This is a genomic window from Haloactinopolyspora alba (genome assembly GCF_003014555.1).
In the GTDB taxonomy this organism is placed as follows: domain Bacteria; phylum Actinomycetota; class Actinomycetes; order Jiangellales; family Jiangellaceae; genus Haloactinopolyspora; species Haloactinopolyspora alba.
Genome location: NZ_PYGE01000002.1, coordinates 501,689 through 521,700, shown reverse-complemented (window position 1 = coordinate 521,700; position 20,012 = coordinate 501,689). Strand labels below are relative to the sequence as shown.

Here is a 20,012-nt window from a genome sequence, read left to right as displayed (position 1 = left end):
TCCCATCACCCGGATACCCAAAAACCCGATGTATGCCCCACTCACGCACACGCGCCAACACGAAATCCGCAACCGTCGCCATGACCCCTCCATCGACCGTCGACTGGTCAACGGTCGACTACCCCGCAGTAGCGACCCACATACGTCTGCCGGTCCCTGACGACGTGGCTCCGGATGGCGGGTCAGTCGGCGACGGAGGCCACACAGGCGGCGAGGTCCGCACGTAGCCGGCGCTGCTGCTCCTGGGACAGGGGGGAGAACAGCTGCTTTTCGGCGGCGCGGACCGCGACGCTGGCTTGACACAGGGTCGTCTGTCCGTCCTGGGTGAGCTCGGTCGGCAGTGCCCGCCCCTCGGGTGCTTGATCAGGCCGAGTGAGCAGGCCACGCTCTTGAAGCCGGCGCACGACGAGGTTCATCGACTGGCGGGTGACGAAGGCGCCGCGGGCGAGTTCGGAGTTGGACAGTCCGGGGTGCTGGCCGAGCAGTTCGAGGCATGCGTACTGGGGCACGGTCAGCTCCAGTGGTCGCAGCGCCTCGTCCATCGCGGCGCGGAGGGAGGCGTGCACCTGTTTGAGGACGTAGCCCACCGACAGTTCGAGGTCGCCAACCGTCTCTGCTTGATCCATGTCAGCAGTCTGACATAGGGTCGATGTCAACACACTGACATGAGGGAGTGGAACCATGAACGGACAGGTCACGTACTTCGAGCTGCCGAGCAGCGACATCGCAGCGACCCAGCGGTTCTGGGGCTCGCTGTTCGGCTGGACGTTCCACGAAGGCAACTTCCCGGGCTACTCGATGATCCAGGGTCCCGAGCCGATGGGCGGGTCGCCGCACGACGATCCCTCCCGGAATCCGCGGATCTTCTTCGCCGTCGACGACATCGAGGCCGCGGTCGCTCGCGTGCGCGAACTCGGCGGCACGGCGGACGAGCCGGTCACCATCCCGTCCGGCGCGTACGCCCACTGCACCGATGATCAGGGTGTGCCGTTCAGCCTGTCCCAAGAGGCAGACGACACCTGAATCGGACCGCCGTCGGCGTGCGGGGCCGCAGAGGCCCACCGACGACGACTCCACCACCCGCGCTGTGCGACGAATACGCGCCGTCCGGACGGGGTACGCCACAACGGTCGGCGCCCGTCCACCTGGCGCGTCGATACTGTCAAGAGTCAGGAGGTACTGACATGAGTACCCAGGACATCATCTTGCTCATCGCTCTGGCGGTCGTGATCGTACTCGTCGTGGTCGCCGTGCTCACCTGGCTCCGCGCACGCTCCAAGCGCAGCGACCGCCACCAGCCGAAGACGGCGGAACGGCGCGAGCAGGCTGCGGAGGAACGGCGACAGGCCGGCGCCGACATGCGCACCGCCGACCGTCAGCAGGCGGAGGCCGACGAGTTGGCCGCTCGAGCCCGGCAGGAACGCGCCGAGGCCGACGAACTCGCGGCGAAAGCGCAGAAGGAACGCGCCGATGCGACCGAGAACGAAGACGCTGCCGAACAGCGCCGCGCAGCCGCCACCGAGCACGTGCGGGAAGCTGCCGAACGGGAGCGTCGCGCCGACACGGTCGACCCCGACGATCGGCCGGGCCGACGCTGAAATGCCGCAACCGTCACGACCCAGGGAGGGGTGATGACACGTGAGCCGGACAGCCCGGTCAAGGACGAGAACTACAACCTCGTCACCGTGCTGCAATCCTCGCTGAAACACGCCTACGAGCTGGACGAGTACATCGCTGACGCCGAGCGGGACAACGACAGCGAACTGGCCGACTGGCTGCGGACCGTCCAGCACAACAACTTGAGGGCCGGTCAAATGGGCAAGCAGTTGCTCGCCCAGCGGCTGTCGCGAGATCCGGGGGGCTGACGCCGAGTCCGGCCGACTCGGGATGGAGTCGCGATGATCAGGTCTCGTAAGAGACTCGCCGAGACGGAGTACGAGACCGCGAAGCTTCCGACACGCACCCAGTTCGACATCCGGCCGCAAGTCTTCGTCCCGGCGGTCGTGGCGATCCTGGTGTTCGTGATCCTGGGAGCGGTCTTCCCCAGTGCTCTCTCGGACCTGTTCCAGTCCGTCCAGACATGGATCTCGGACACGCTGGGCTGGTTCTACACGATCGCCGTCACGATCTTCCTGGTGTTCGTCGCCTGGCTGGCGCTGAGCCCGTACGGGAGCAAGCGCCTGGGCCCGGACGACGCACGGCCGGACTACGGATACTTCTCCTGGTTCGCCATGCTGTTCAGCGCCGGTATGGGCATCGGGCTGATGTTCTTCAGCGTGGCCGAGCCCGTCTCGCACTTCGCCGTCGACAGGCCGCCTGGCGCCGAGGGCGAGTCCGGCTCGCCCACCGCCGCGCTGGAGGCCATGCGCTACACGTTCTTCCACTGGGGCCTGCACGCGTGGGCGATCTACATCGTCGTGGGGCTGGCGCTGTGCTACTTCGCCTATCGGCGCGGGCTGCCGCTGACCATGCGCTCGGCCTTCTATCCGCTGCTCGGCGACCGCATCTACCGGTGGCCGGGCGACGTCATCGACACCCTCGCCATCGTCGGCACGCTGTTCGGTGTCGCGACCTCGCTGGGCATCGGCGCGATCCAGATCAACGCGGGCCTGAACTACCTGACCGACCTCGGCTCGTCCGTCACCGTGCAGATCCTGCTGATCGTCGTGATCACGATCGTGGCCACGACCTCGGTGGTCCTGGGGCTGAGCAGAGGCATCCGCCGGCTGAGCCTGCTCAACGTCGGGCTGGGCGGCGCGCTCATGCTGTTCCTGTTCATCGTGGGACCGACGGTGTTCATCATGAACGGCTTCGCCCAGAACGTCGGGCACTACCTCCAGTTACTGCCGGAGACCTCGCTGCGTACGGACATGTTCACCGGTCACACCTGGCAGCAGACGTGGACGTTGTTCTACTGGGGCTGGTGGATCTCGTGGTCCCCCTTCGTCGGCATGTTCATCGCCCGCATCTCGCGTGGCCGGACGATCCGGGAGTTCATCTTCGGTGTGCTGCTCGTGCCCTCCCTGGTGACGTTCATCGTCCTCTCGGTGTTCGGCCAGACGGCGTTCTTCTCCGAGCTCAGGGGCCCGGGCGGCATCGTCTCCGCGACGCGGGAACTGCCCGAGCAGGCGCTGTTCGTGCTGCTCGACCAGTACCCGATCGCGCCGCTCACGTCCGCCATCGCCATCCTGGTGATCGCGACGTTCTTCATCACCTCGTCGGACTCGGGGTCGCTGGTCGACGACATGCACGCCTCCGGAGGCAGCATCCACCCGACCCGGTCGACCCGCGTGTTCTGGGCGCTCACCGAGGGCGTCGTCGCGGCGACCCTGCTCGGCATCGGAGGTGAGAGCGGGCTGAACGCGCTGCAGCAGGCCTCGATCGCATCCGGCGTGCCGCTGGCGATCCTTCTGCTGGGCGCCTGCTGGGCACTGGTCCGGGCGCTGCAGACCGAGGACGAGACGGTCGGGCGGCCGAAGGAGGAACCGGTCGGCTCAGTCCAGGGTTGACGCGCTCGCGCGCACGTGCGAGATCGCGAACCCGCTGCGCGGCTTCGGCGGGATCCGGCGCAGGTCCGGAGCGAGGTCCTGCGCCGGAACCTCGTACGTCATCGCGCCCGTCAGCAGCCGGCAGACCGTCTTCATCAGCGCGATGGTGATCCACTCCCCCGCGCAGCGGTGACCGTCGCGGAAGCCGCCACCGCCCTGCGGGATCAGCTCGAACCCGCTGTCACCCGCCGCGGGGCCGCGATCGGGGTCGAAAACGCCGGGCGAACCGAAGACCCGGCCGTCGTGGTGAGCGCCGTACACGTCCAGCAGCACGAGCGTTCCCTCGTCGAACCGATGGCCCTGCCAGTCGAAGCCGGAGCGGACCCGGGCGCCCAGGAACGGTGTGAACGGGAAGTACCGGCGCACCTCCTGCACGAAGCGTTCCACGTCCTCGTCGTCGCCCGCTCGTAACCGCCGGGCCCGGTCCGGCTGCTCGTGCAACGCGATCGCCATGAACACGACGAAGTACGCCACCGCCATGGTGGGCCGGAGCACGTTGAGGACCTCGACGGCCGCCACCCGCCGATCGAGCGGCTGCCCGCCGACGTCGCGGAACCGGGCGATCCGGTCGAGCGCCTGCTCCTCGGACACATCGAGCCGGCCGGAACGGACGTCGTCCACCACGGCCTCGATCCACGCCTCGCAGCGCCGCCGCGCCGCCTTGCCGCGCCAGTGCCGCGGCCCCGCGGCACCGAAGGCGTCCACCATCGCCGTCAGGTCGTCCGCCCGCCGGCGCACGTCCCGCTCGGGCAGCGGAACACCCGCCCAGGCACAGATCGCCCGGCACAGCACGACCCTGGCTTCGTCGAACAGCACGACCCGGTCGCGCCGGGACCACGACGGCAGCGCGTCGAGCCATTCCCGGCGGGTCAGCGCGACCAGCTCGTCGATGCGCCGTTGCGTCATCAGATCCATGAACATCCGCTTGCGGGCACGGTGCGCCGCGTCGTCCAGACCGTGGACCCCGCCCGCACCGAGCAGCGTCTTCTGCAGCCGCCGCGGAGCCGCGCCCGCGCGCTCGAAGCGCTGCGGGTCGTAGAACAGGCGCGCAGCGTCCGGGCCGTGCACACAGATGACACGCTCACCCAGCAGCCGGAGCTCGAAGACGTCCGATCCGCTGCGCCGCCAACGCCGCGGGACGAAGCGGTACCCCTGCATCAGCAGCATGGCGGTCGCGTCCCGCCAGGGAACGGTGGACCGTGCTGTCAGCGGGCATCGGCCGGCCATGCCCACGCCTGCTCAGGCCGGCACGGCGTCGGTGCGGCGCTCCCAGATCCGATGCCGCGCGAGCTGGGCGGCGAACTGCTCGACGAACTCCACCGCCGCCTGCTCACCGGTCCGGTCGGTTGCGAGCACGCCGTCGTCCACCGCCATCGTGGTGGGCGCCTCCGGCCGGCTCCCGTAACGGACACCGCAGCGCTGCAGCAGTTCCGCGGTTCCGGTGCCGAACCCCCCGACCGGCTTGTGGTGCTTGTACGCCTCGGTGACGAAGTGCACGCAGTAGCCGTCACCGCTGAGTGCGGCGGCGCACGCGTCGCCGCCCGGCACGATCACCGCGTCGTAGAGCACCGAGGCGACCGTGTTCACGGCACGGTCCACGGCGACCTGCTCCCCCTGGTCGGACCGGACCGCGCCGTCGACCGGCGCCAGGAACTCCACGATCACGTCGCGCTGCGTCAGCTCATCACGCAGCTGGTGGACGTCGGCCGCGCCGACACCGTCGGCCATGAGCACCGCCACCACCCGCGTGGCACAGGTGCCGAAGGTCGTGTTGAGCTGGCTCAGCGCGGGCGAGGCCTTGCCGTGCTCGGATGCGGGCGCCGCCGGCGTGGCGGACCTGCCGAGCCCGTGCGCGACGCGTTCGGCCAGCTCGCCGTCGACGCGGGTCAGCTCGGCCAGGACCCGGGTGCGGATGCCCGCGTCCTCGACCTTGCCGACCTCGAAACGGAACGCGGCAACGATGTGGGTGCGCTCGACGTCGGACATGCTGTTCCAGAACAGGGCGGCCTGGCTGTAGTGGTCCCGGAAACTCTCGGCCCTGCGGCGGACGACACTGCCCTCGACCTTCTCCTGGTAGTGCGCGAACACGTCGCCGAATTCGCCGCCCACCACCGGGCAGCCGCTGCCGACGGAGTTCTTCTCGTAGCTGGACCGCCCGACGTGCACCCGGCTCTGCCCGAAGCCGTCACGCTGATTGTTCGTGACCTCGACGACCGGCCGGTTCACCGGCAGATGGGTGAAGTTCGGTCCGCCGAGCCTGATCAGCTGGGTGTCGAGGTAGGAGAAGTTGCGTGCCTGCAGCAGCGGGTCGTTCGTGAAGTCGATCCCGGGCACCATGTTGGCGGTGTGAAAGGCCACCTGCTCGGTCTCGGCGAAGAAGTTGTCCGGGTTCCGGTTCAGGGTCAGCCTGCCCACCGGGCGGACGGGGACGTCCTCCTCCGGAATGATCTTGGTCGGGTCCAGCAGGTCGAAGTCGAAGGCGAACTCGTCGGACTCCGGCACCAGCTGCACACCGAGCTCGTACTCCGGGAACGCACCGGCCGCGATCGCGTCCCACAGGTCCCGGCGGTTGAAGTCCGGATCCTTGCCCTGGATCTTCTGCGCCTCGTCCCACACCATCGAGTGCGTGCCGAGCATCGGGGTCCAGTGGAACTTGACGAACGTGCCCTGCCCACTCGCGTTCACCAGCCGGAAGGTGTGCACGCCGAACCCCTGCATCATCCGGTAGCTGCGCGGCAGCGCGCGATCCGACATCAGCCACATGACCATGTGCAGGGTCTCCGGCTGCAGGGACACGAAGTCCCAGAACGTGTCGTGCGCCGACTGCGCCTGCGGGATCTCGCGATCCGGTTCCGGCTTCACCGCGTGGACGAAGTCCGGGAACTTGATGCCGTCCTGGATGAAGAACACCGGCATGTTGTTGCCGACGAGATCGTAGTTGCCGTGGTCGGTGTAGAACTTCGTCGCGAAACCACGCACGTCGCGCACCGTGTCCGCGGAGCCACGCGAGCCCGCCACGGTCGAGAACCGGGTGAACGTCGGTGTGCGGACCGCCGGATCGGTCAGGAAGCTCGCGACCGTGTACTCGGCGAGCCAGTCGTCGTACGGCTGGAAGTATCCGTAGGCCCCCGCGCCCCTGGCGTGCACCACCCGCTCGGGAATGCGCTCGTGGTCGAAATGCGTGATCTTCTCTCGCGCGTGGAAATCCTCGAGCAGCGTGGGGCCACGTTCACCGGCCGACAGCGAGTCGTCGGTGTGATCGACTCGCACCCCCTGCTCCGTGGTCAGGTGCGCGCCGTCGGAGCGCACACGCCGGTGCTCGAGCTGTTCGTCCTTCGCACCGGCACCGGTGCCGGCCGTATTGGCCTCGGGACGCGACTCGGGGTTCAACACAGCCACCTCCTGTTCGTGACGCATTCGTGTTCCGCCCTTCGGTGCGCCACTACCCACGCACGTCCGCGGCAATCCCGGCCGGGCCACTCGCTGGAGCACCTCTCCGGCTGACGTTTCGTTGTCGAGTGGGGGTGTCTGGTTCGGCCGCAACCAGGGCGGTACCGGGCGCGCTGCCCGTGTGCCGGGGCGAGGCCGCGGGCGTCGTCCAGGTACCGGCTGCGCGGTGCAGGCAGGTGACACAGGGGTCGACAGGTGCCATTCACGTCACCCGGAACACGAAGCACCCGGCCGCATTGGCGTCGGCACGAGCCGCGGGGCGAGTGAGCGTGCAGGGGCATGCGCCACCACCTCCTGCAGCACTGGCGGTGCAGAAAAGGCGTGTGCGGCGGCGCGCCGACCTTACGGTGAATCAGGCGGCGACGAACGTCAACCAGGCGCCGGCACCGATGCCCAGCAGCAGCGTCGCCGCGGCCGTCGCGTGCAGGACCGTCTCCGCGATCCGGTCCACCGTGCCCGTCCGACCTGATGCGTCCTGCACCCCGGCCCCGACTTCGGCTCCGGCTCCGGCTCCCACCCCGGCTCCGGCTCCCACCCCGGCGCCGACCGCCGCGGCCGCCGGCGCCACCCAGCGCAGGTAGTAGAAGAGGCTGGCGACCGTGTTCACCGCGGCCAGCACGACCAACCAGGCCAGCGCGCCGTCGGCGGCCGCGGCGAACACTGCGAGCTTGCCGACGAACACCGCGGTCGGCGGCGTGCCGACGAGCCCGAGCAGACAGACGACGAGGCTGAGCACCAGCCAGGGCCGGTGCCGGGCGGCCTCGGCCCACTCGGAGATCGTCCGCCCTGGCAACGCCGCCGCGGCGGCGAAGGCGCCGAGGTTCGTCACCGCGTATCCGGCGAGGTAGACGGCCAGCGCCTCGGTCGCCAGGTCAGTGCGGGCGGCGACGGCCACGACCATCAGCAGGTAACCGACCTGGCTCACCGTGGAGTAGGCCAGCAGCCGCAGCACCTCCCGCTGCGCGAACGCCGCCAGGTTGCCCAGCGTCATGCTCACCGCGGCGACCACGGCGACCAGCAGCGGCACGTCCAGGGGGACCTGCGCGAACGGCTCGGCGAGCAGCCGGAACGCCGCGGCCACGCCGCCGACCTTCGGGATCGTGGTGATGTAGGCGGCTATCGGCGGCGTGGTCCCGGCGGTGACGTCGGGGACCCAGAAGTGCACCGGAACGGCGCCGGCCTTGAACGCCATCCCGGCGAGAACACCCAGGACCCCGACGGCGACCAGCGGCGCGGACGCGCCCGGTAGCCCGGCGGCCAGGTCCGGGTAGCCGCTGCTGCCGGTGGCCAGGATCAGCGCGGCGACCCCGACCAGCATCAGCACCCCGACGAACGCCCCCATCAGGTAGTACTTCAGTGACGCCTCGACCCCGCGCGCGTCCTTCACGAACCCGGCGAGCGCGTACAGCGGCACACTCGCCAGCAGGTAGGCGGCCACCAGCAACAACAGGTCGCCGCTGGCGGCCAGCGCAACGGCACCGACGGCCCCCAGCAGCATCAGGACGTACGCCTCGGTCTCGCGCGGATGCCCGGCCAGTGCGGACGTGCACAGCACCACCGCGACGGCGGTGCCCAGCGCGACGACGATGCGCACCACTCCGGTGCTCGTGTCGACGACCCACGTGCCCTCGAACACCAGCTGGTCGGGACCGGACAGCCGGATCGCGGCGGTGACCGCGCTGGCGAGGCAGCTCAGCACCGCGATGACCCCGACCCGGATCTGCCGCGACCGGGGCGTCCACAGTCCCGCCAGCAGCCCGCCGACGGCGCCGGCCAGCAGCAGCCCTTCCGGCAGCAGCGCGAGCGCGTCGTCGGCCATGCTGCCGCTCATCCGGTCCCCCGCGCGAGCAGGGTGGCGACGAGTTCGGCGGCGGGCTCGACGACATCCAGCAGCAGCCACGGCAACACGCCGATCACCAGCGACAACACCAGCAGCGGCACGACCGCGACGAGCTCGCGCCCCCGCATGTCGACCGGCACGTCTCCCCGCACGTCTGCTTGTACGCCCGGCGGCACGGCCGTGTCACCGGTTAACAGCCGCTGCAGGGCGAGCAGGAACAGCCCAGCGGTGAGCAGGATGCCGGTCACGGCGATCACGGTCGGCACAGGAACGGCCTGCAGCGCTCCGGTGAAGATCTGGAACTCGGCGATGAACGCCGACAGCCCCGGCAGCCCGAGCGAGCCGAACGCGGCCACGGCGAGACACCCGGCGAACAGCGGGGCCGGGCGGGCCAGCCCGCCCCACCGGCCGAACGCGTGGGTGCCGCCCCGCGCCCACAACACCCCGGCGAGCAGGAACAGCGCACCGGTGAGCAGCCCGTGACTGACCATCTGCACGACGGCGCCGACGGTGGCGACGGTGCGGGCGGCGTCGTCGGCGTGCCCGACGAGACCGGCGGCGCCCAGACCGAGCAGCACGTAACCCATGTGGTTGACCGACGTGTACGCGACCATCCGTTTGAAGTCCTGCTGCGCCAGGGCCACGAGGGCGCCCCAGACGACGCTGACGACGCCGGCGGCCACCGCGACCACGGCCCAGTCGCGCCACGCCCCCGGCAGCATCGGCATCGCGATCCGCACGAACCCGTACGTGCCGAGTTTCAGCAGCACCCCGGCCAGGATCGCCGAACCCGCCGCGGGCGCGTCCGTGTGCGCGTCGGGAAGCCAGGTGTGGAACGGGAACAGCGGCGTCTTGACCGCCAGGCCGATTCCGACAGCCAGCAGCACCAGCCCGCCGGCCACCGGGTCGTCGCGCAGCGGCGGGTCCGACGCCAGCGCCACCATGTCGAACGTGCGCTCGTCCGAGCCCAGGAACAGCCCGATGAACCCGACCAGCAGCGCTAGCGAGCCGACGAACGTGTACAGGAAGAACTTCAGCGCACTGCGGCGACGGTCACCGTGCCCCCAGCCGGCGATCACGAAGTACATCGCCACGATGGTCAGGTCGAAGAAGACGAAGAACAGGATCAGGTCGAGCGCGGCGAACGTACCCAGGCACGCCGTCTGCAGGAACAGGAACAGCGCAGCGTACGTCCGCGGCCGGTGCCGCTCGCGCAGTGACCAGACGGCGCACGCGAGGAAGAGCACGCCACTCATCGCGATCAGCGGCAGCGAGATCCCGTCGACGCCGACGTGGTAGCTCGCGTCCACCGACGGGATCCACCGGACCTTCGCGTCGAAGTCCACGCCGCCGGCGACGCCCGGCGCGGACGCGTCCACCGCCGGATCGAACCGCCACCACATCCATCCGACGAGCGCCAGGTCGACGGCGGAGGTCACCACCCACGCCCAGGACGCGACGCGTTCGGGCACGGTGCGGACCGCCACCAGCAGCACGGCCACGGCCAGCGGCAGCAGGACGACGACGGACACCAGCACGGATCACCTCACCACCAGCAGCAGGACGAGCAGGACGCCGAGGCCGACGACCGCCTGTGCGTAGTACTGGTGCACCAGGCCGGTCTGCGGGCGCCGGGCCGCGTCACCGGCGCGCCGGATCGCCGCCGCGGCGGTGCGGACGGCTCGATCGACCCCGCCGTCGTCGGCGCGCGCCACCCCGGCCGCCAGCCGGCGTAGCCCAGCCGGGACGCTCAGCACCGCGCGGTCGATGACCCGGTCGTCGATCCGGGCCGCGACCCGGGCCGCCGCCAGCACCGGGCGCGGTGACAGCAGCCACCGGAGGCCGGCCCACGGCGCCAGCACCGTACGCGTCGACCTGGCGACCGCTTCGGGCCACGCCAACGTGGCGGCCAGGACCGCGACGGCGAGACCACCCGACAGCACCAGATCCGCGGCGCCGGGTGACGGCTGGCCGCCCAGGCTGACGACGTCCTCGAGAGCGTGTGCCACACCCGGCACGGCGAGGACACCGAGGCCCGCCGCCGCGGCCGCCAGCGCGCCGGCGACGGCCACCGCCGGCCCCGGCACACGTCGCGGCCGCGCCACGCCCGCGTCCGGCGCCGGGCGGGCGAACACGACACCGAGCACGCGGCCCGCGTACACCGCCGACACGGCCGCCGCGGCCAGGCCAGCGACCCGCAACCCGCCGCCCGCCCCGGCGAGCACCTCGTCCTTCGACGCCCACAGCGCCAGCGGAGGCACGCCGGCGAGCGCCAGAGCGGCCACGGCGGCCGGCACCCCCATACCTGGATGTCGCCGTGCCACGCCGCGCAGCCCGGACAGCTGCTGCGTGCCCAGCGACGTCAGCCACGCTCCGGCGGCCACGAACAGCCCCGCCTTCACCGCCGCGTGCGCCACCAGATGCCCCGTGCCGCCGGTGCCGGCGCCCACGCCCGCGGCCAGCACCACGAAGCCGATCTGAGCCGACGTGCTCGCCGCGAGCAGCTGCTTGATGTCGGTCTGCGCACACGCCACCGCACCGAGCACCAGCGCCGTCGCCGCACCCACCCAGGCCGCGGTCGTGGCCGCCCACCCGGACGCCTCCAGCAGCGGCATGGTCCGCAACAGCAGGTAGCCGCCCGCGGCGACCATGGTCGCCGAATGCAGCAGCGCGCTGACCGGGCTGGGGCCCTCCATCGCCGCCGACAGCCAGCCGGAGAACGGCAGCTGCGCCGACTTGCCCAGCGCAGCGACCAGGATTCCCGCCGCCGCCACGTGCTGCCAGCCGGCACCCGCGGCGACGTGCTGCCAGCCGCCCGCCGCAGCCCAACCCGAGAGCTCCAGCGTGCCGGTGCCGGCGAACACGGCTCCGGCGGCGACGTACAGGCCGAGATCGCCCGCTCGGGTCGTCACGAACGCGGTCGTGCCCGCCGAGAGCTTGCCGGGCACCTCCCACCGGTAGCCGATCAGCGCGTATGACGTCGCGCCCATGACCTCCCAGGCCAGCAGCAGCGCCGGCAGCGTCGTCGCGGTGACCGTCGCCAGCATCGCCGCGACGAACAACAGCAGGTGTCCGAAGAACCGGGCACGCGCGGCGTCGGGCGGCAGGTCCACCACCGCGAACACGACCACGGCGAGGCTGACGACGGAGACGGTCACGACGAGCACGGCGGACAGCCCGTCCACGGCCAGTGCCAGCGCGCCGCCGTCGACGGTGCCGAGGAACGGCGCCGACACCTCCGGCCGGCTCACCGCAACCGCGACGGCCAGCGCCACCGACACCGCCGCGACCACCGTGGCCATGGCTCCGGCCGCCCGATCGGCCCGGCGCCCGGCGATCAGCAGGAGCGGACCCGCGACAGCGGGCAGCAGGACCAGGCAGGCCAGCGCCACGGCGGGGACGTCGGCGGTCATCCGTTCAGGTCCTCGGCCATGTCCACCATGTCCACCTGCCGGGCACGGTAGATCGCGATGGTCGCGGCGAAGCCCATGACCATCTCGACCGCCATCACCACGAGCGCGACCACGATCAGCATCTGCGCGTCCGGCAGGGCCGGGGTCAGGAAGTACCACGCGGCGCCGCCGGCCAGCAGCACGCCGTTGACGACGAGCTCCAGACCCATCATCACCATTACGATCGACTGCTGGGACAGCGCGCCGAACAGGCCCACGCCGATCAGCGCCGCGGCCACGGTCAGCACGATCTCGAGCGTCATCGCGGCAGCCCTCCCGGCACCGGGTCGTCCGGCCGCTCGCCGTCCAGCTCGGGACCGAACCGGTCGTAGCGGCCGCGGTGGGTCGCCAGCACCGTTCCGGAGATGATGGTGGCGAACAGTGCGATCCCGACGACCAGCATCACCAGCATGTGCCCGCCCATGATCGTCTCGCCGAGCTGGCGGGTGGCGTCGGCCGGGCGCCGACCGTCGCGCTCCGGCCAGTCGATCGTCCAGATACCGGTGGTGAGGACGGCGAAGACACCGGCGCCGACGACCACGGAGCCGCGAACGTTGTGCACCATGGTCATCGGCATCAGGCCCGCAGGGTTCATCATGAACATGATCATGAACACGGCCATCACGACCATCTCGATCGTCATCATCAGCGCCGTCACCACGGCCACGTAGACCAGATCGAGCGCGAGCAGCATGCCCGCGGCCGCGAGGAACGACGCCAGCAGCGCGAACGTCGCCCGGGCCATCGAGTCGACGACGAACACCGCGGCGCCGGCCGCCACCGCCAGCACCCCCAGCGTCACCACCGCGACGTCGGTCAGCATCGCAACACCTCCCGTGCGCTCACGCGTACCACCCGGACAGCACCAAAAGCGCGACGACCAGCGCCTGAACCAGCGTGACGGGGACGAGGACCATCCACCCCACCTCGACGTAGCGGTCCGGGCGCAACGTCGGAACCCGGCGTCCGGCCGCGACCAAGACGAGCATGACCAGGACGGTCTTCAGCAGCTGCCACGACCAGTCCGGCAGCCACGGACCGGCGCCGCCGCCGAGGAACAACGCCACGGCCATCGCCGCCGAAACCCCGAGAAAGACCGCCCGGCCCGCCTCGACCAGCAGCCGCTCCACGCCCGACAGCTCGGAGACGACGCCGCCGGCGATGTCGTCCCCGGCCGGCGCGGAGAACGGCCCCCAGAACGCGAACGCGGCGGCGCTCGCGAGGAACACGACAAACGCGGCCGGCATCGTCACCACGAACCACAGCTCGCGTTGCGCCGCGACCACACCGGTGGTGCGCAACGTCCCCGCGCCGAGCCCGGCGGTGATCAAGGCGAACATCAGCGGCAGCTCGTAGGCCAGCCCCTGAGCCAGGAACCGGTAGCCGCCCACCAGCGAGTGCACGGCGTTGGGCCCCCAGCCGAGCAGCCACACCGCCGCCCACATCAACGCCTCCATGGCGTTGAACCAGACGAGATCCGCGGTCGTCGACCACAGCGTGCGCCCGGCGACCGGGACCACGGCCATCGACAGCATCGCCAGCACCAGCACGGCGGCACTCGCCAGCCGCCACAGCAACCGGTCCGGCGCCGGTGTCACCCGGCGCTGCTGCACGAGCAGGCGGCCGGCCTCGACCACCGGGGCACCGAGCGCGCCGCGGACGCCGGTGACCGCCACGCGGTCGACCACCACGAACAACGCGCCCAGCGCGACGGCGACGAGTGCCACCACCACGACCGCGGGCAGCACTCCCCAGGCCGCCGCCGACGACGTCACGCTGTCAGTCATGGGCCCGCCCGTACTCGGCGCCCACGGCCGCGCCGTCCAGATCGACACTCGCCACGATCAGCCGCGCGGCCGCCAGCTCCTGTCCCTCGACCATGCCGGCGAGCGCGCCGAGGTCGGCCGGGGCCGACGCCACAGGCAGGCCGCCGCCCGCGACGGCACACCAGCGGTACGCCCGGTCGAGCACGTCACCGGCCGGGATCCCGTCGCCGGCCGTACCGTGCGTGTCGCCGATCCCGCGAACGGACCAGCGCAGGAAGCGCGATCGCCGCACGGTGCGCGTGACCCGCGCGGCTGCGGCCCGTCCCCTCCGCACCGACTCCTCGTCGGCGGACAACAGGGCATGCCTGGCGGCGCGTGCGCGCCGCGCCGCGACCGGCCAGCCGGCCACCCGCAGGAATCGGGCCAGCGCGTCCAGCGCGACGACGTCCGGACGACCGTCGTCCGGCCGACCGTCGTCCGGACTCGGAGGCGGCGCCCGGTCACCGTCGATCCACCGGAGCCGCGCACCGGTCAGCACGTCGCCCTGCATCGTGCCGCTCAGCACGAGCCCCGTGGGCCATGCGGGCAGCACCGGGCCGAGCGACACCCGCAACGAGTCCAGCTCCAGCCCGTCCCGGTCCGGGGCGGTGCCCGCCATCGGCAGGCCCGCCACCTCACCCCCGTGATGCGCGTGCTCCCCGTGCCCGCCGTGATCCCCGTGCCCGCCGTGATCCCCGTGCCCGCCGTCGTCCCCGTGCTCACTGACGTCCCCGTGCCCGCCGTGATCGCCCTGACCTCCGGCCTCGGACGGTTCACCCAGCCGCAGCAGTGCCTGCGGATCGCCGGACGGCTCGGCGAGCTGTCCGGACACGTCGGCGAGCGCCGCGACGACGCCGTCCAGACGCCGGCCGACGTCGTCGGCACGGTCGACGTCGATCCGGACCCGCGGCCGCGGTAGTTGTGACATCAGCACGTCGACGGCCGCGGACGTCGACGGTCCGGGTTCGCCGGCGACCAGGACGACGTCGGCGTCCGCCGGCGACCCCGCCTCCGGCCAGGACCGCCGGTCGAGCTCGGCCTCGGCCGCCCAGCGCAGCGCACGAGGGCCCGGCGACACGAGCAGCACGTGCGGCCGGGCCAGCGCCCACCGTGTCAGGCGACGTCTCACGTCCATCGCAACGCGCCCTCCCGCCACACGTAGGTCACGCCGACGAACAGCACGGCAAGAAAGCCGAACATCTCCACGACCGCCGAGGCGCCCAGGTCCGCGACGACGACCGCCCACGGGTACATGAACACCATCTCCATGTCGAAGGCCACGAAGAGCAGCGTCACCGCGTACCAGCGGGCGTGATAGCGCGAGACCGCGTGCTGCTGCGGGAGCCGTCCCGACTCGAACGGCAGCACCGCCTCCGGGCGACGGGCGATGCGCAGCGCGGCGGACGCACCGTACAACCCGATGACGAACGCCAGCGCCGCGGCGGAAAGCAGCACGACGGCGGTCAGTGGTGGGCTCCTTTCTCGATCGACGTCGCCCGACCCGGCAGACGGGCTCAGCACGTCGGTTACCCGAATTCCACCGCCGGACTCTGCCCGCCCGCAGCCGAACGATCACACGAACCGTGGCGCATCTGCGGCGACTCCGGCGAGCCACCGGGCCGGACGAGTGATTCGGCAGGCCACGACGGGGGTACCGGCGAGAACAGACAGCACGAGTGACGTGAACGTGAAAGTGAGGGACGCACCATGACTCCGCGCATCGACGACCGGCGGGTCGCGGTTCTGGTCGCCAACGAGGGCATCGAGCAGGTCGAGCTCACCGAACCGTGGAAGGCGATCCGCGAGGCCGGCGGTCAGCTCCGGCTCGTCGCACCGGACAGCGGCCCGGTGCAGGCGATGAACCATCTCGACAAGGCCGACACGTTCACCGTGGACCAGCAGGTGAGCGATGCCGATCCGGACGACTACGACGCCCTGCTGCTGCCGGGCGGGGTGGCCAACCCGGACAACCTGCGGATGAACGCCGCCGCCGTGAACTTCGCGCGGTCGTTCGTCGACGCGGGCAAGCCGGTCGCCGCGATCTGCCACGCGCCGTGGACCCTCGTCGAGGCCGACGTGCTCCGCGGCCGGACGCTGACCTCGTATCCCAGCCTGCAGACGGATATCCGCAACGCCGGGGGCACCTGGGTCGACGAGGAGGTGCACACCGACCGCGGCCTCGTCACCAGCCGCACACCGGACGACCTGCCCGCCTTCTGCGCCAAGATGGTGGAGGAGATCGCCGAGGGTGTGCACCCGGTCCGCCCGGAAGGCGCGAGCGCCCCGGGAAGCGGGTGACGGCGCACGGATCACCGATGTCCGCGGCGTCCCTGCCGATCGGCCTCGTGTTCCGGCGGCGGCGCCTCGGCCGGGCGCCACGGCGGTTGGGCACGGGCGCGCCACGACCGGAGGTTTCCCGTGCCCGCGTCATGGTCGTTCACCGTCCAGATCGACTCGTCCTCGGCACGAACGTGCGGCCCGTCGGTGGACGGGCCGGACGACGGGTCCTCCGCTTCCCCGGCAGCGTCGGCTTCCCCGGCAGCGTCGGCTTCCTCGGGATCCGCGATCACCGAAGCCGGACCGGTCAGCATGACGACCCCGACGACGGCCACGACGAGCCACGCGCTCAGCACCGTCGCGATGTCGAGGCGGATCACCGTCGACTGGGAGATACCGAGCACCGCCATTTCGACGAGCGCGACCGCGAACAGTCCGGCAGCAGCGCCGACGGCCGCGGGCCGGCCCGCGGTGGCGTCTCTCACCAGGGCGTTCCGGCCGAGCGTCGCCGTCACGAGAGCGAGCAGCGACAGCACGACCCCGGCCAGGTACACACCGCGGGCGTCCGGGTCGTCCACGATCCGGAACCCGTGGATCAGGATGGCGGCGAGCGCGACCAGGGTCACCACCTGGAACAGGCGGCTGACGAGGTTGATCCAGCGCACCCCGGCGGCACGGGTCGTGGCTACGATCCCGGGGGCCGCTGCCGCCGCCCCGATCGCCGGCCAGAGCAGCACCTGAGGGCCGGACAGGCGCAACGACCACGCATCTTGCATCGTCTCGCCGGCGCCCTGTGCCCAGAGCGCCGCCAGCAACCCGGCCGCGCCGAGAACCATGGCGACGTCGCGCCACACGGCGTCGCCGCGGACCAGCCCGCGCACCGCGAGCACCGGCATGCCGGCGAACAGGATCATGTCCACGGCGAATACTGTGCCCTCGCCCCAGCCCGCCTCACCGGCGAACTCGACGACGTACAGCACGGCACTGACGACCGCGAGCACGACGCCGAGCCCGGCCAGCATGGCGGTGACGACCGTCCACAGCACACCTCGGGCACCCGCGCGGAGCTCGACCTCACGACCCTGCGCCGCCAAGGTGACGCCGACGAGGCCGAACACGACGCCGATGCCGACACCGCGCCCGGCGCCGACCTCGGCCGCGCCGCTCGCGCCCCCGTAGGCGTGCACGAGACTGACCACCACGACGACCATGTACGGCGCGTTCGCGAGCAGCCGGACGTGCTGGATCCGGCCGGGTGTGAGGCCCCGCGGCAGCACCGACGCCATGCTCAGGTACGGCAGCGCCAGCGAGATGATCGACAGCAACGTGACCGGGACGAGCGCGTCGGGCCCGGCAGCCTGCCCGGTGTCCCATCCGGTGCCCAGCGCCGTCAGCAAGAACACCACCGCGAGCACGTCGCGGACGTAGTGACCAGCAGGAATCATCCGTTCCGGCCTCCCTCGCACGCCACCCCTCGGTGCCTCATCGAGTCACACGAGCCACGAGGGATCTCCTGCGGCACTACTTCCCGTCCGCTGCGAAGACCATGCGTGCAGGTCCGCGAGCGCTGGTCGGCGCGGGTGCCGGGACGACGGATGCTGCAGGCTCGGTGATGACGACGGAGGTTCGGTGATGACGACAACGCACCTGTCCGACGGCGTGATGGAGATCGAGGGCCGAGAGCTGGAGCTGTCGAACCTCGACAAGGTCCTCTACCCACGCACCGGCGCCACCAAGCGTGACGTTCTCGAGTACTACCGCACCGTCGCACCGGTACTGCTGCCACATCTCGAGGGCCGCCCGCTGACCATGAAGCGGTTCCCGGACGGCGTCCGGGGACAGAGCTTCTACGAGAAGCGCTGCCCGCCGTGGCGGCCCGATTGGATCTCCACCACGCCCGTCTGGACGCAGCGACGACAGCGCGACGTGGACTACTGCGTCATCGACGACCTGCCGACGCTGCTCTGGGCGGTCAACCTGGCCGATCTCGAGATGCACGCCATGCTCGCCCGGGCGGACGATCTCGAACGGCCGACCATGGTGCTGTTCGACCTCGACCCCGGCGAGGGCGTCGGGCTCGTGGAATGCGCCGAGACGGCGCTCCGGCTCCGGGACGCGATACGCCACATGGACACCGAGGTCCTGGTCCGCTCGTCCGGCTCGAAGGGCCTGCACCTGACCGTCCCGCTGAACACGGACATCGGCTACGAGCGGACCAAGCCGTTCGCCCGTGCCCTCGCGCGGCGCACCGAGAGCGAGCACCCCGACGAGGTGGTCTCCCGGATGGGCAAGGACAAGCGCCGGGGGAAGGTGTTCATCGACTGGAGCCAGAACACCCCGCACAAGTCGACCGTCGTGCCGTTCTCACTGCGCGCCCGTGAGCGCCCCACCGTCGCCGTGCCCCTGCGCTGGTCGGAGGTCGAGGCGGTGGCCGACGGGTCGGCCGGCCCGGACGACCTGCTCCGCACGGCGGATCAGGTGACCGCGGAGCTCGACGAGCGTGCGGAGCTGGCCGGGCCACTGCTGCACACCCGCCAGCAACTCCCCGACCTGGGCGGATGACCGGGCACAGCCGCGTCCGGACACAGCCGCGTCCGGACACGGCCGGACCGGCCTCAGGCCTGCGGCCGGCGGCGGATCTCCGAGAGCACCAGCCCGTAGAGGACGTGGTCGGCGAGCAACGCGGCCCGCTCCGCCGCCCTGCCCTCCCGTGGCACCCACAGCATCGGCGCGAGAGCTCCCTCGAAGGCCAGCCACAGGATCACGCCGTAGACCGGCCCGGCCCAGGCGCGGCGCCGGACGCCTTCGGGCAGCGAGCCGAAGATGGCACCTCCGGCCGCGCCGTACGCCCAGTGCGCCGCCTGGACCAGGACCTCCCGATTGTGAGAGCCGAACCATGCCGCCAGGTCGCGGTCGTCGCCACGTTCGAGCACCACCTCGGGTGGCGACTTGGGAACCCATCCCATGCTCTGGGTCACGGTCCGCAGTCCGGTCATCGCCATCGCCGCGATCGTCCCCCGCGTGGCCGCGTGCGCGATCTTCTCCAGCCTGTCCCTCTCGACAGTCGGCATGTTGCCTCACATTTCTCGACGCCTTTGTGCCGTACCCGAGACGCTGCCGGGCATGCACGGGTGAAGAGGCTCGATCGCCGATCCGCCGACCGGCCGTGCGCGTGCACGGCCGCCGTGTCGGGTACGTACCTGACCTGTAGGTGCTGCCTCGACGGAAGGACTGGCCATGGCACGGACGTCTCTCGAGGTGGAAGAGCTCTGGGAGCGCTTTCACCAGGTCGTGAACATGACATCGGAGGAGCTGACGACGTGGCTGGGCACCGAGCCCGACCTGGACCGGCCGCTGCCGGGCGAGCCGGCACCGCCACCGCTCGGCAAGGCCGTGCTCGGAATCCTCGGCAAGCGGCGGGCCGATGTCACCAACGACGACCTCGCCACCATGGAGCAGGTCGTCGAGATCGTGGAGAGCGAGACCGGTGAGCCTACCGAGCCGGATGAGCCGCCCGAGGCCGCCGAGGAGGAAGCCGCTCAATCGGAGCGCAGGCGGCACCGGCTGATGAACGTCGGCCACGACCCCCTCCGCTCGTAGCGACGACGCCACGACGCCGCCGCCGGCGCCCGGCGCGACC

20 protein-coding genes are annotated in these 20,012 nt (G+C 71.3%); 7 read left to right on the top strand and 13 right to left on the bottom strand.

Going from position 1 to position 20,012, the window contains the following annotated elements:
- Positions 1 to 182: 182 nt before the first annotated feature.
- A complete protein-coding gene (locus CLV30_RS04890) occupies positions 183 to 626 on the bottom strand; it encodes a MarR family winged helix-turn-helix transcriptional regulator (RefSeq protein ID WP_106536027.1) in 444 nt (147 codons plus the stop codon).
- Between the two features lie 55 nt (positions 627 to 681).
- On the opposite strand from CLV30_RS04890, the gene CLV30_RS04885 reads away from it, so the two are divergent.
- From CLV30_RS04885 to CLV30_RS04870, 4 genes are all read left to right on the top strand, one after another.
- A complete protein-coding gene (locus CLV30_RS04885; protein ID WP_106536026.1) occupies positions 682 to 1,023 on the top strand; it encodes a VOC family protein in 342 nt (113 codons plus the stop codon).
- A gap of 161 nt (positions 1,024 to 1,184) precedes the next feature.
- Positions 1,185 to 1,598: a hypothetical protein gene (locus tag CLV30_RS04880; RefSeq protein ID WP_106536025.1), complete on the top strand. Its 414-nt coding sequence runs from the start codon at positions 1,185 to 1,187 to the stop codon at positions 1,596 to 1,598.
- 33 nt (positions 1,599 to 1,631) lie between these two features.
- Positions 1,632 to 1,865, top strand: a complete 234-nt coding sequence (locus CLV30_RS04875; protein ID WP_106536024.1) for a hypothetical protein — start codon at positions 1,632 to 1,634, stop codon at positions 1,863 to 1,865.
- 33 nt (positions 1,866 to 1,898) lie between these two features.
- Positions 1,899 to 3,509, top strand: coding sequence for a BCCT family transporter (locus tag CLV30_RS04870; protein WP_106536023.1), 1,611 nt, complete (start codon positions 1,899 to 1,901; stop codon positions 3,507 to 3,509).
- Here the strand turns inward: CLV30_RS04870 and CLV30_RS04865 are convergent.
- The 10 genes from CLV30_RS04865 to CLV30_RS04820 all read right to left on the bottom strand — a co-directional run bounded on the left by CLV30_RS04865 (position 3,495) and on the right by CLV30_RS04820 (position 15,562).
- Positions 3,495 to 4,715, bottom strand: coding sequence for a cytochrome P450 (locus tag CLV30_RS04865; protein ID WP_106536094.1), 1,221 nt, complete (start codon positions 4,713 to 4,715; stop codon positions 3,495 to 3,497). The genes CLV30_RS04870 and CLV30_RS04865 overlap by 15 nt on opposite strands.
- A 72-nt stretch (positions 4,716 to 4,787) precedes the next feature.
- Positions 4,788 to 6,941 carry a catalase gene (locus tag CLV30_RS04860; RefSeq protein WP_205740414.1) on the bottom strand — a complete coding sequence of 718 codons (2,154 nt, stop codon included), beginning with the start codon at positions 6,939 to 6,941 and terminating at the stop codon, positions 4,788 to 4,790.
- Between the two features lie 409 nt (positions 6,942 to 7,350).
- Positions 7,351 to 8,817, bottom strand: coding sequence for an NADH-quinone oxidoreductase subunit N (locus CLV30_RS04855; protein WP_205740415.1), 1,467 nt, complete (start codon positions 8,815 to 8,817; stop codon positions 7,351 to 7,353).
- A gap of 8 nt (positions 8,818 to 8,825) precedes the next feature.
- Positions 8,826 to 10,376, bottom strand: coding sequence for a complex I subunit 4 family protein (locus tag CLV30_RS04850; RefSeq protein ID WP_106536020.1), 1,551 nt, complete (start codon positions 10,374 to 10,376; stop codon positions 8,826 to 8,828).
- 3 nt (positions 10,377 to 10,379) lie between these two features.
- The gene (locus CLV30_RS04845; RefSeq protein WP_106536019.1) at positions 10,380 to 12,251 is read right to left on the bottom strand and encodes a proton-conducting transporter transmembrane domain-containing protein; all 1,872 of its coding nucleotides are present in this window, start codon (positions 12,249 to 12,251) and stop codon (positions 10,380 to 10,382) included.
- Complete coding sequence (locus CLV30_RS04840; protein ID WP_106536018.1) at positions 12,248 to 12,553, bottom strand: NADH-quinone oxidoreductase subunit NuoK; 306 nt, start codon at positions 12,551 to 12,553, stop codon at positions 12,248 to 12,250. Before CLV30_RS04840 ends, CLV30_RS04845 begins: the two co-directional genes overlap by 4 nt.
- Positions 12,550 to 13,113, bottom strand: coding sequence for an NADH-quinone oxidoreductase subunit J (locus CLV30_RS04835; protein WP_106536017.1), 564 nt, complete (start codon positions 13,111 to 13,113; stop codon positions 12,550 to 12,552). The genes CLV30_RS04840 and CLV30_RS04835 overlap by 4 nt, the downstream gene beginning before the upstream one ends.
- A 19-nt stretch (positions 13,114 to 13,132) precedes the next feature.
- On the bottom strand, positions 13,133 to 14,077 hold the full coding sequence (locus CLV30_RS04830) for a complex I subunit 1 family protein (protein ID WP_106536016.1): 945 nt from the start codon (positions 14,075 to 14,077) through the stop codon (positions 13,133 to 13,135).
- A complete protein-coding gene (locus tag CLV30_RS04825) occupies positions 14,070 to 15,230 on the bottom strand; it encodes a hypothetical protein (RefSeq protein WP_129710830.1) in 1,161 nt (386 codons plus the stop codon). The genes CLV30_RS04830 and CLV30_RS04825 overlap by 8 nt, the downstream gene beginning before the upstream one ends.
- On the bottom strand, positions 15,221 to 15,562 hold the full coding sequence (locus CLV30_RS04820) for an NADH-quinone oxidoreductase subunit A (RefSeq protein ID WP_106536093.1): 342 nt from the start codon (positions 15,560 to 15,562) through the stop codon (positions 15,221 to 15,223). The genes CLV30_RS04825 and CLV30_RS04820 overlap by 10 nt, the downstream gene beginning before the upstream one ends.
- 240 nt (positions 15,563 to 15,802) lie before the next feature.
- Here CLV30_RS04820 and CLV30_RS04815 point away from each other — a divergent pair, with 240 nt between their 5' ends.
- A complete protein-coding gene (locus CLV30_RS04815) occupies positions 15,803 to 16,393 on the top strand; it encodes a type 1 glutamine amidotransferase domain-containing protein (RefSeq protein ID WP_106536014.1) in 591 nt (196 codons plus the stop codon).
- An 11-nt stretch (positions 16,394 to 16,404) separates the two neighbouring features.
- Here the strand turns inward: CLV30_RS04815 and CLV30_RS04810 are convergent, their stop codons facing one another.
- On the bottom strand, positions 16,405 to 17,817 hold the full coding sequence (locus tag CLV30_RS04810; RefSeq protein ID WP_129710831.1) for a DUF7937 domain-containing protein: 1,413 nt from the start codon (positions 17,815 to 17,817) through the stop codon (positions 16,405 to 16,407).
- 187 nt (positions 17,818 to 18,004) lie between these two features.
- Between CLV30_RS04810 and ligD the strand changes: the two genes are divergently transcribed.
- Positions 18,005 to 18,934 (top strand): non-homologous end-joining DNA ligase, encoded by a 930-nt coding sequence (gene ligD / locus CLV30_RS04805; protein ID WP_205740417.1) that lies wholly within the window; start codon positions 18,005 to 18,007, stop codon positions 18,932 to 18,934.
- Positions 18,935 to 18,987: 53 nt separating this feature from the next.
- On the opposite strand, the gene CLV30_RS04800 is transcribed toward ligD, so the two are convergent.
- On the bottom strand, positions 18,988 to 19,443 hold the full coding sequence (locus CLV30_RS04800) for a hypothetical protein (RefSeq protein WP_106536012.1): 456 nt from the start codon (positions 19,441 to 19,443) through the stop codon (positions 18,988 to 18,990).
- A 166-nt stretch (positions 19,444 to 19,609) separates the two neighbouring features.
- On the opposite strand from CLV30_RS04800, the gene CLV30_RS04795 reads away from it, so the two are divergent.
- Positions 19,610 to 19,972 carry a DUF3140 domain-containing protein gene (locus CLV30_RS04795; protein WP_106536011.1) on the top strand — a complete coding sequence of 121 codons (363 nt, stop codon included), beginning with the start codon at positions 19,610 to 19,612 and terminating at the stop codon, positions 19,970 to 19,972.
- Positions 19,973 to 20,012 lie beyond the last annotated feature (40 nt).